This is a genomic window from uncultured Rhodococcus sp. (assembly GCF_963525155.1).
Taxonomy (GTDB): Bacteria; Actinomycetota; Actinomycetes; order Mycobacteriales; family Mycobacteriaceae; genus Rhodococcus_F; species Rhodococcus_F qingshengii.
Window position 1 is genome coordinate 1 of record NZ_CAURKP010000171.1, and the last position, 10,679, is coordinate 10,679.

Below are 10,679 nucleotides of genomic sequence, written 5' to 3' on the forward strand. Positions count from 1 at the left end.
GCTTCATCTGTATCCGCTGTCGCGCGGTTGCATCGGACGCAATTCCGCTCAGTTGCCCGGTCATAGACCGAGTTCGGTGACCGCGTTGCCGACCAGAGGTGCGTGCTCGCGGGCATATGTTTCGACCATTGCGGGTGTGGTGTGCCCGGTCTGGCGCATGATCGTGTGCGCATCGGCACCGTTGCGAAAGGCTTGCGTGACGAATCCTGCACGCAGAGAATGCCCGCCGAATTGGGCGACGGTGTCGGGGTCGTATCCAGCTCGAGTAGCTCGTCGACGGATCGCCGCATGTACCGCAGCCCCGGACAGCGGCGTATCGGAGATGTTTCCGTTCTTGCGGACAGACCGAAACAGAGGGGACCGTTTCTCGGCTGCAGGAAGGGTGCCGAGGCAGATATGAGACTCGAATTCCACTGCGCGAGAGAGCAGTCGAATGACCTCGACTCTGCCCCCGGAGTCGAACGCGGCGACGACCTGAAGCCACCGCACCCACGCACAGACCGGACATGACTCGTGGCGGCCAGTGAACGGTAATGCCTTCACTGCACCGGCACCGTCCTGGTCTGTCTTCGATTTGCGGATACGTACGTGCGCGCCGTCGAGACGGTCGCGGCGGATATCACGACACTCGAGAGCGACGAGTTCACCCCGCCGAAACGCGCCGGTGTAGCCCATCAGCAGCAGCGCGGTGTCACGCCGTTCGAGGACCTCCGACGCCCACCCGATCGAACTGCGACGCGCGTGGTCGACGATCGTGGTGATGTCGGAAGTCAACAGAGGCGCACGCGGATTGCGGGGTCGCTCCCCCGCCGACGCGTAATCCCGTCGGATACCGGAAACGGTGGCGCGCACCATCTCGTGGCCGCACGGGTTGTCGTGGCCAGTAGCGCGGTGACTATCGGCGATCGCGGCAACCCATTTACCGAACGTCGACGGTGCATATGCCCGCGTTCCCTCGACTGTGAGTGTGTCGGCCGCTCCAACGAGATAGGCAGCCACCGTCGCAGGGTGCGCCGGCAACGAGATATGTCCGGTGGCGGCGCACCAGGTCTCGAAGCGTCGCCACGCCGAAGCGTAGGCCCGCCGGGTCCCCGCGGAGCGTGACGCGGCCATCGATCGCTCGATCCGAGCCGCAACCTCGGGCGGCAAATCCGGAAACACGGCCGCAGTACCGCCCGGCAAGACAGCTGGAATCGCGGCCGAGCCGCCGGTGAGCTGGCGTTCTGTCATGGGCAGAACTGTATCGGGCACCTCCGACACAGTTTTCGGATTCAAAACACGCTCACCTGGCGATTCATCGAAGACGGTGCGGGAAGGAAAATTCTCGTGGGTCACCGCACACAAACCGTGGGTGACTACAGGGTGCGATCGAATTCCGCCTGAAAGCGCAGAGAAACGTGTGGCGATTGCGATCTAGCGCGCTTCAGTCCCAGTCCAGTCGAATACCGAGCTCGACGAAGGCATAGGCCAGCTCATCGACGTCATCTTCGGTGCGGCACCCCGTTCGAGCGAATCCGAACAAAGATCGGGCGGCATCGCTGTCGACGCGGGCGGCGGCGACAGCGGCATCGATCGCCGCAATCACACCGTCCCAAGCGCTGCGGGCGGGTACCGGACTGCGAGACCTCGTCGGAGCGGCCCCCGGATCGACCGGCTCGTACCGTCGCGGCCGCAGCAAGCAGGCATCAGCACCGCTCGCGGCTATCTCATCGTTCTCGACCGCATTGATCGCGGTCGCGGCAGCAAACAAAACCTTCGCTTGCTCGTCACACCGCAGTTGCTCGAACGGAACCCACGATGTCCGCAGCGGGCGAGAATGGCCGGTGGACTTCCAGATCGCGCTCAGTGGCTTCGCCCACCATCCGGTGCGGACCAGCGGTGTCGATACCTCGTCGACGACGGTACGCAGCAGCCTGAACCACACTCCGGCATGAACACGGCCTCCGCCGAGCTCGACCGACCCGCACGTCAACGCGACGGCGGTGCGTCTGTCGATTTCTGCGACGACTGCCGGTACGGGTATCGGTGGTGCGTGTTCGTCCGAGCCTGGCGGTGTCCTGTCCCAAAAGACCAGTCGGCCGGGTATGACAGCACAGAATTCGAGCCGGCAGAGGTGTTTCGTGCAGCTGGTCAGCATCGGGTACTGATGAGCCATCATGACCGCGATGTCGGCGTCTGTGTCGAGGTCGTCGATACACAAGGGGCATGCCCGCGTATCGAGCTTGCTCACCCAGGGAAGCCACGTGCCGGCGGGCGGTGCGCGTCGACGTCGATCTGACCTTGCCAGACCCGCCGGTAGTAGGACAGAGAACTGATGGACGTAGGTGTCGAAGTCGCATCCGCCGGGGTCGGTGCTGTCGAGCAGCCAGGGCGTACCGCCCGCCAACGTCATCTCACGCAGCCGTTCCGCTGTGCAGGTGCTCCTCTGGGCAAGCGCGGATAGCACCGGCTCGGGTGTGTAGCGGTCGAGGTCCACGCCCGAAGTGTCGACACCGAGCCCGTCGAGAAGATCCGCTGTACCGATCAACGAATACAGTCTGCTAGTCCGGGCAAGCCACGACATCAGAGTCTCACCAGGTAATGGTTGCGGGTGCAGCGGCCACCGCGGATGCCCACTGTGGTCGAACGCTGTAGGCGCTGGCGAGGCATCGGCTGATGTCATGCCAGATGCCGTTCGAAGTGGCGACGGCGTTCGGTGGGCCCGGAGTAGGCAGTCTGCGTCAGCACCTGCGAGGTGATCGCTTCCTCGCCAGCCTCTATTGCGGTCACTGCGGCCGCGGTCAACAGCGTGGCCAGTTCGCCGATGGTGCCCTCACACCGGGTGAGGAGGTAATCGGTCATCTCCGCCGACGTCAGGTGCGAGGGCGCACGCAACGGGAAGCTGGCGGTGAAGCTCGCCAGCAGGGAGCGGGTGTCGATGTCGTTGGTCCAGATCGGCAGCGTCATGGGGTGAAAACGGTTCTCCAACTGTGCATCACTACGGATCGCGAGGTACGCCTCTCGGGTGCCCACTCCGACAAGAGGAATCCGCAGTTCGTTGCCTAGAAACCGCAACAGGTTCAGGAATTCTCGGCGCACGTTGTCGCGGCCGGCGAGAACATTGTGGAGCTCGTCGATGATCAGCATCCGAACCCCGGTCGCTCGCAGCAGCGAGATTGCTTGCTGTTCGAGTTCGTGGACTCGGCTCCGCGGGCGGATCGGCGTTCCGAGTGCAGCAAGCATCGCCAGGTAGAACCGTGCGGGTGCTGGGTCTGGAGGCATCTGCATACACAACACCGGTATCTGCTCGCGATCGGGCAAGCTGACAGCAGGGTGCGCACGCCGGAACTTCTCGATGATCATCGACTTGCCGTTGTTCGTCGGTCCGATCAGAAGCACGTTCGGCATACGTTGCCGATCCGGCCACACCAGCAACGTCTCAAGATGCTCGATCACCGACCGTGCACGCGGATACCCGATCCACCGTTCAGTACGAATATGCCTGATGCGTTGCGCGGCAGGAAGAACCGCAATCGATCTGACCGAACTTCGCAGGTGGGTGAGGTCCGCACGAACGACGTCGATGTCTTCGCAACTACGGTCGTCATCGTCGCCGGCGGGAGCGTTTCGGGGGTCGTGGTTCATCCATTCACCACTCTTCGATGTCGTCGAAGATCGGAACCGGCACGTCGTCGGTGCCTGGGCCGAGCTCGGGCGGGCTCTGCGTGTCCGGTGGTGTGGTGATGCTGCTCAGATGAGAACGGCGAGTGCGATTACGGCGGGCCCGCTTGGTGTACCTCTGTGCGGACGTGGCTATCTGACGCATCTGCTCGATCATCGCGAACAGAGCGTGTTCGTCGATACTTGCTCGGCCTTGTTCTCGAAGGCGCACCACCGCTGCCCGGTGTTCCCACGCTGTCACGGCCGGATGTGACATCGTCCGGTATGGCACCTCGACGTACCCGCCGCCGCTGTCGGGGTCCAGGACCCACACCCTGCTCAGATCACGTGGATCACGCCGGATAACGAACTGACCCAACTTCTCTCGCCTGGCGATCCATGGTTTCAGCGCGTTCGAGAAGTACTGGATGTGGTCGATGACGAACCCTGTCCGGGTCAGTCGGCGCCGGATGACGGGGAGGAAGTCCACTAAGAATGCGGTCTCATCCACCACTGTCGAGCTCGCCAGAGCGGTATCGGCGTCGGTGCTGCTGGTCCACTGCGCAGCCGGGCTCCGGCTCAGGCCGGTGTGCACGTCCGCGTGATAGGCCGCGATCGCCAAAATCAGCCAGCGTTCCAGTTCTCGTAACGTCAGAGCTGCCGCGCCCTCCGAGTCGTAGCTGCCCCGCTGCGTTGGATTCGAGAACGTGGTGCCAGGGAGCTCGTGAACCTGGGTCATGACGGTGCCGATGATGCGTTCGACAATCCCGCCGTATTGCGGCCTGCCGGGTGGGCGGTAGCCGAGGTCGATACCGTGTTGCTCGCAACCCCGCCGTAGCGCTTCACTTTTGAACTCGGCGGCGTTGTCGACGTACAAGGCGCGCGGCTTTCCGGCCATCGGCCACCGCACATCCGCGCCGAGCCCCAGAGCGTCGATCCATACGCTTTTGTCCGAGCACACCCGGCCCAGACACAACCCGACCGACACTGCGGACGGCGAGTCGAGTGTGACCACGAAGCCCGGCACGCAGCGGCTGAAGACATCGATAGCAATCGTGAGATAAGGACGTCCGATCGGCACCCGGTCGTATTCGTCGACGATCATCAGATCGACCACGGTGTGATCGATCTGGACTTGCTGGAGAACCGCCGTCACCGGCGGCGGGACATCGCCAGCGGATTGCCGCGATCGAGCGGCATCCGGTCCGCCACGTGACCGTGCGACGCGGCCCGGGTGCATTGCTGCGATCCGCGCGGCGACTGTGTTGCGGGCTGGAATAGGGAGTCCCGCACGGTGACAGGCCAGCGCGATATGTCGATGCAGTGCGGCGACACTGAGCTTCTGGCGAGCCAGAAACTCGCGGTTGATGTGCTCGGCGATCACTTCTTCCACCTCGGCCGGCACGCGGGAACGGCCGCGCCCGCCTGCAGGAGCGGAGACCAACAGATCTGTGACCGACCCTCCCCCATTCCGGAGCTTGGACAACAGCACGTACACACGCCGGGGCGAGACCCCCAACTGCTGTGCTGCATCCTCGACCACTGCGGTGCCGATCGAGGATCGATCCGCTAGTTCGCTGAGCACTGCGAACCGTGACCGTGCCTGCTCCCACTGCTCGGCCGACGCGGTCAGCACACCAGTCTCTGCGACGTCGAACTTGTCCGCGTCCATCGCAGCCTCCGAACGCCAGGCCTGTGTGATCGACCGATTGTGCAGTCCACTTCTGCAGTCAGAATGTCAGAAGACGACTGCAATCGGAGGTAAAACCCCAGGAAATTATGACGCCCACTTCTGAAACTGACAGAGAGTGTCGGCTGACTTATGAACGGTCGTTTACGGGATCTGGCGTCACGCTGATTCACGTCTGAGTTTCTGCGTCGACCAGGCGTGCGTTGCGAGGAGGGCGAGCGCGATAGCGCTGAGGATTAGCGTGGATACGAACCCTCCGGCGTAGTGGTTGGTCGGTATCTGCCCGTCGGCGGCAGCGACGATGGCGAGGCCGAAGCTGTTTCCAAACTGCTGCGCGGTTGTGAGCACTCCGGAAGCAGCTCCGGCTAGTGCTGCGGGGAGCAGGTGAGTCGTGCCGTCAGCGATTGACGCCAGTGCGATACCCATGCCGATGCCGAAGATCCCGCTCGCCGCAATCAGGGCCGCGGGGAAGGGGGCAGCAGAGAAGGCCCAGATCGCGGCCAGACCGGTTGTCATGATGAGCGCGCCGAGCGCGGTCGTTCTGTCTGTCCCGAGCCGCCGCTGGAGCCGGTGACTGGTGGCTGCGGCGAGGAAAGCCCCGAGTGATAGGGGAAGGAATGAGAGACCGGTGGCGAGGGGGCTGAGCAGGTGGAACAACTGCAGGTTGAGGGTCATGAAGTAAAAAGTGGCTGTCATGGCTCCGCCGATGAACATCATCGCGGTAGCGGGCCGCCAGGCGCCGGTTCGACCGAGCGCTACAAAAGGGATCAGAGGTGATGCCGCGCGCTTCTCGATGAGCACGAATGTGACGACACTGACCAGTCCAAGGAAGGCCCACCCGGCAGCGGTGAAAGAGTTCGAAACCGACATGACTGCCAGTACAAGTGATGCCGTAGCTACTAGGAACGCGGTGCTGCCGGCCAGGTCGAGATGGGGCCGTGCGGTGGGGTGCGGCGTCCGGTTACCGAAGATGAGCAACGCCAGAAGTGCGAGCCCGATCGGGACGTTCACCAGCAGAGTCCACCGCCATCCTAGGGTTTCGACGATGACTCCACCGCCAAGTACTCCGAGAGCGCCACCGCTGCCGGATGCCGCGCCCCATAAGCCGAACGCTTGCGCGCGAGCTGGGCCCTGAGGAAAGGTCTGCGAAAGGAGTGCGAGCCATGCCGTCGACCCTTCCCCGCGGGCTGTGAGTGACGCTGGCATTCACCGATATGCAATCGCGGCAGGAACCCCAGATCCGAAGTGACGTCAGGATCTATCAACAAGCGACGTCAACATTGGCCGACAAAGCCATCTGGGGTACCCCGTTGACACACGTCTCGGTGTCGACGGCGGATACTCTCTCGAACCTGGGGCGGTCCTGCCGCCGATCTTTCTTTCCACAGATGAGGCGCTGGCATGTGCTCTCGCGCTTCGAAGGTGGAAGGAAAGCTCTGATCCAACCCTGACCGCCAGTTCTCTCGGCAAGCTCCTCGCATCACTGCCCACTCATGTGCGGTGGGTCATCGATGCGGTAGCGAAAGTCACGATCGATGCGCCAGTGGACGGTCTCGAACCAATAGACTCCCCGGTCGTCAACATCGGGGTTCTCGGTGAGCTGGCAAGAGCATGTCTGCTCGGCCGTCGAGTGGAGTTCAAGCACTCGCAGCGAAACGGAGCGACGAAGGACCGACGGGTTGATCCCCTTGCGATGGTCAACACAGTGCGGCGGTGGTACCTCGTCGCCTTCGACGTCGACACCGACGATTGGCAGACGTACCGTGTCGATCGCATCTCCGACGTCGCCGTCAGCCAGATGCCGATCCGATCGCATACGTTTCCCGGCCCGAGCGTCGATGAATGGGTGACTCGGCAGCTCAGCGCGGGGTGGCAGCAGGTGACCGCCACCGTCCGCGTGCACGCAACAGTGGATACGGTGCAGCGCTGGGTTGCGCCGGCATGGGGAGCTATCGAACAGGAGACAACTCGGACCACGATCGTGCACGCGGGAGCCGAGAGCTACGAGTCCATCGCCAGATGGCTCCTGCTCCTACAAGCCGACATCGAGGTGCTAGAACCCAACGAGCTACGGACCGCGTTCGTCCACGTAGCGCAGCAAGCTGCTCGCGCAGCGCAGCCAGGTTAACCAGAGTGGGCCGGCCATCGCACGACCGGCCCACTCTGGTCAGCAGAGAGGCCGGAAGAACTCCGTCAGGTCTGCGATAAGGAGCTGCGGTTCTTCGAGGGCGGCGAAGTGCCCGCCACGGTCGGTCACATCAGTCCACCGAGTGATGGTGTTCTCCAGTTCGGCGTAGCGGCGAATACCGACGTCGTGAGCGAACATGATGACCCCGGTGGGAACACCGGAGGGCTCCTTAGTTGCTCCCCACGCTGAGTGCTGCGCGTACCCGATGTAGGCAGCTGTGCCCGCGGTCTCGGTAAACCAGTACAGGGAGACGTCGGTCAGGATTCGATCGAGGGGGATGATCGTTTCGGGAAGCTCCTCGTGCGGAACGGTCCACTTCTGGAACTTATCGATGATCCACGCAAGCTGGCCAGCGGGAGAATCCACGAGCCCCGCGGCGAGAGTCTGAGGTCGAGTGGACTGGATCGCGATGTAGCCATACTCCTCCTGCATGAACGCCTGAACCCGCCCCAGACGGTCAAGCTCCAACGGAGTGAACGACGCAAGATCTGCTTCGCTGGGAGCCTGCAACGGCATTCCCATCGAACCATTAACGTGGACGCCGACCACATGAGACGGTGCCACTCGCGCGACCTCGGGAGAGACGGCAGCACCGATGTCACCACCCTGTACCCCGTATCGGTCGTAGCCGAGACGTTCCATCAGTGTTGCCCACGTCCGCCCGATTCGAGCCGCGTCCCAACCGCCCTCAACCACCGGGCTCGAAAATCCGAATCCCGGCAGCGACGGAATGACCACATCGAACGCATCCGCCGCCGCCCTTCCGTGCGCTTCCGGATCAGTGAGGGGGCCGATGAGGTTCACGAACTCAACGAACGACCCCGGCCATCCGTGAGTGAGCACCAGCGGCAGCGCGCCCGAAACCTTCGATCGGACGTGGACAAAGTGGATCGTCTGCCCCTCGATCACAGTCGTGAACTGCGGAAGCATGTTCAGCGACGCTTGCTGCTCCGCCCAATCGAACTCGTCAACCCAGTACGCGACCAACCGTCGCAGATAGCTGACCGGCACTCCTGTCGACCAGTCATCACCAGGCAGCGGCGGCGGAAACCGGGTCTCGCTCAACCGGCGTTTTAGCTCCTCGACAGAGCTCTCGGGGATGTCAATTCGAAACGGCTGTACTTCTGCACTCATACAAAGTTCCTTCCATCGCGTGCTGGCTCAGATGGACCACGCCACGACGACGACGCTAGGAACGAACGAGGACATACCCTGTCCCCCTGCCGAAAATGATCGTTTGGGAGCCGCGGGTCGGCACAGCGCCCGCGACAGCTATCACCGTAAAAGGCGTGCCACCTAAATCCGCGATTCACACCCCAGTTCGTACTGAGGGAGCGGTGTCGAGAACTGGTGTCGACAATCTATGTCGAATAACCCACAGACCTTGTCTTTTCGACAGAGAAGTTTTTTTCAGGCTGCCCACCAGACGATGACGAGGGCGAAGAGGATGCAGCCGAGGATAACGGCAATTTCTGACCTCGCTCCGAGGAATTTTCGGACGCGCTTTCGTCGGTCGATGCGAGGCGGTGGTGCCGTCATGGTGTGGGGGAGGGCTGAATCGTGGCTTCGAGTCGGGTGAGTCGTTCTTCGAGGGCGCCGGTGATAGCGAGCAGTCCCAGCACAGTGGGTTCGGTGATGTCGCTGCCGTGTTGAGCGTGTTTGAGCAGGGTGGTGCGCAGGAGTGAACACATGGGGGCGTCGTCGCTGATGGGGAGTTGCTCGAGTTTGGCGGTCAGACGCTCGTCGGGGGAGGCCATGGGTAGCTCCTGCACGTGTGGATCATGCAGGCCGAGTGAAAGGGGCGACTGCCTGCGCGGTGGCAACGGGTGGTGCGCTGGAACCGAGGCGGAAAGCAGCGCACCACAGTGTGATGTTACTGCGTCATTGCTGGGCGCTCGGTACGTGGGAGGTAAGTGACGGCGCACCCCTGGATGCGAGGAACTAGCTCGGTACGGTTCACCTGCAGGCGGCGAGGTACTCCTCGGTAGTTCAATGCTCAAGTAGCTGTAACTGTGCGAAGACTGGTAACCGGGGTGGGTGGCACGTAAATTTTCGGGGGCGGCATCACCCGGTCCCCAACGGGTATGGCGAACGCTCCGCCGGTAGCCACCTCTGGTCTATCGGCGGGCGAGCCGTCCGGCAGGTTTCAGCGCATCGACTGTGTTTTCGCTGCGTCGGCGGTCAGCGTGGGTTGGGGGTGCGCCACAGTCGCGGGGTGTCGCCGTCTTCGTTGTTGGCGAGGGCCCGGATTCCGTCGGCGTCCTGGGCGAGGATGTCCGCGAAGTGCTGTCGGTGGGTGTTGTCGAGGCCGTCGGGCAGGTTCGCACCGTCGGTGACGGATGCTGCGGCGCCGTCGAGGTAGCGGGCGATCCGCAAGAGCAGCGGGCGTGGGGTCGGGACGACGGAGTGGTTCGCGTCGGCGGTGATCATGCCGAGAGTCGAGAGCAGGGACAGGCCGGCGACAGCTTCTTTGTCGTCGAGGTTGATGTGTGCGACTTTCAAGGCTTCGGCCAGCGCCGCGGTGGTCAGGCCGACGGCGGCGACGGGCATGGAGATGCTGCGCTCGAATCCGATCAGGTCGGCGCCGGGGGGCTTCGTCGGAGAGTGACACAGCGAGGGACTGCGCGAATGCGAGGAGGCGTTCGTCGGTGAAATCGCGCTGCGTGGTCTGGCGGGTGACTCTCATCAAGGTCGCGTATTCGGAGACTTTGTCGTCGAGGATATTCCGGGCTTCGGTGTCGGTGATCGTGAGCCCGAGATCGAGGAGGGCGGCCCGGAATTCGGTGGATCGGGTGTGGAGCCAGGTGGGCCGAGGACTCATCGCTGCTCCCGTGAGGTTGAGGCCGTGGTTGTCGAGGTGAGCTTAGATCCGCCTCACATCGCAAGAACGAAATGGCCGCCGAAACACGCCGGGTGGTTACAGGTCAGTGAAATCGTGTGCGCTACATTTCCCTTCCGCACCATCTCCGTTCGAGGCGGCGATGGATAGGGGTTCGCCGAGATGTCACACGACTGCAGGCGAGCCGCTCCCGATCGTGTGCCCGGCCCCCCAGAGTTGGGCACACTCGACCCACCCAGCTGGTACTGACGACCAGCAGGGTGGGTCACCCAAAGGTGTGCGGTGTGTTTTCCTCGTACCGAGTGGCCCAGGTGATAGTGGCC

General features: G+C 63.1%; 9 protein-coding genes. 1 reads left to right on the forward strand and 8 read right to left on the reverse strand.

The features are described from left to right. Positions 1–60: 60 nt before the first annotated feature. The 5 genes from RWT78_RS24090 to RWT78_RS24110 form a co-directional block, all read right to left on the reverse strand. Positions 61–1,230 (reverse strand): site-specific integrase, encoded by a 1,170-nt coding sequence (locus RWT78_RS24090; protein WP_054827592.1) that lies wholly within the window; start codon positions 1,228–1,230, stop codon positions 61–63. A 193-nt stretch (positions 1,231–1,423) separates the two neighbouring features. After that, positions 1,424–2,662 (reverse strand): TniQ family protein, encoded by a 1,239-nt coding sequence (locus tag RWT78_RS24095; protein WP_256670145.1) that lies wholly within the window; start codon positions 2,660–2,662, stop codon positions 1,424–1,426. After that, the gene (locus RWT78_RS24100; protein WP_054827569.1) at positions 2,659–3,624 is read right to left on the reverse strand and encodes a TniB family NTP-binding protein; all 966 of its coding nucleotides are present in this window, start codon (positions 3,622–3,624) and stop codon (positions 2,659–2,661) included. The genes RWT78_RS24095 and RWT78_RS24100 overlap by 4 nt, the downstream gene beginning before the upstream one ends. 4 nt (positions 3,625–3,628) lie before the next feature. Next, positions 3,629–5,311: a Mu transposase C-terminal domain-containing protein gene (locus RWT78_RS24105; RefSeq protein WP_054827568.1), complete on the reverse strand. Its 1,683-nt coding sequence runs from the start codon at positions 5,309–5,311 to the stop codon at positions 3,629–3,631. Positions 5,312–5,488: 177 nt separating this feature from the next. Beyond that, complete coding sequence (locus RWT78_RS24110; protein ID WP_030537352.1) at positions 5,489–6,535, reverse strand: MFS transporter; 1,047 nt, start codon at positions 6,533–6,535, stop codon at positions 5,489–5,491. A gap of 337 nt (positions 6,536–6,872) precedes the next feature. Here RWT78_RS24110 and RWT78_RS24115 point away from each other — a divergent pair, with 337 nt between their 5' ends. After that, the gene (locus tag RWT78_RS24115) at positions 6,873–7,457 is read left to right on the forward strand and encodes a WYL domain-containing protein (protein ID WP_196248302.1); all 585 of its coding nucleotides are present in this window, start codon (positions 6,873–6,875) and stop codon (positions 7,455–7,457) included. A gap of 39 nt (positions 7,458–7,496) precedes the next feature. Here RWT78_RS24115 and RWT78_RS24120 read toward each other — a convergent pair whose 3' ends face one another. From RWT78_RS24120 to RWT78_RS24130, 3 genes are all read right to left on the reverse strand, one after another. Continuing rightward, entirely contained in the window at positions 7,497–8,651 is a 1,155-nt protein-coding gene (locus RWT78_RS24120; RefSeq protein ID WP_314681469.1) for an epoxide hydrolase, read from the reverse strand. A 401-nt stretch (positions 8,652–9,052) separates the two neighbouring features. Continuing rightward, positions 9,053–9,274 carry a hypothetical protein gene (locus RWT78_RS24125; RefSeq protein ID WP_209923336.1) on the reverse strand — a complete coding sequence of 74 codons (222 nt, stop codon included), beginning with the start codon at positions 9,272–9,274 and terminating at the stop codon, positions 9,053–9,055. A 424-nt stretch (positions 9,275–9,698) separates the two neighbouring features. Then, a complete protein-coding gene (locus tag RWT78_RS24130; RefSeq protein WP_298773656.1) occupies positions 9,699–10,067 on the reverse strand; it encodes a hypothetical protein in 369 nt (122 codons plus the stop codon). Positions 10,068–10,679 lie beyond the last annotated feature (612 nt).

Bases quoted from the DNA above. Each gene is read 5' to 3' on its own strand.
- RWT78_RS24090 (WP_054827592.1), bottom strand. From the start codon at position 1,230: ATGACAGAACGCCAGCTCACCGGCGGCTCGGCCGCGATTCCAGCTGTC.
- RWT78_RS24095 (WP_256670145.1), bottom strand. From the start codon at position 2,662: ATGACATCAGCCGATGCCTCGCCAGCGCCTACAGCGTTCGACCACAGT.
- RWT78_RS24100 (WP_054827569.1), bottom strand. From the start codon at position 3,624: ATGAACCACGACCCCCGAAACGCTCCCGCCGGCGACGATGACGACCGT.
- RWT78_RS24105 (WP_054827568.1), bottom strand. From the start codon at position 5,311: ATGGACGCGGACAAGTTCGACGTCGCAGAGACTGGTGTGCTGACCGCG.
- RWT78_RS24110 (WP_030537352.1), bottom strand. From the start codon at position 6,535: ATGCCAGCGTCACTCACAGCCCGCGGGGAAGGGTCGACGGCATGGCTC.
- RWT78_RS24120 (WP_314681469.1), bottom strand. From the start codon at position 8,651: ATGAGTGCAGAAGTACAGCCGTTTCGAATTGACATCCCCGAGAGCTCT.
- RWT78_RS24125 (WP_209923336.1), bottom strand. From the start codon at position 9,274: ATGGCCTCCCCCGACGAGCGTCTGACCGCCAAACTCGAGCAACTCCCC.
- RWT78_RS24130 (WP_298773656.1), bottom strand. From the start codon at position 10,067: ATGCCCGTCGCCGCCGTCGGCCTGACCACCGCGGCGCTGGCCGAAGCC.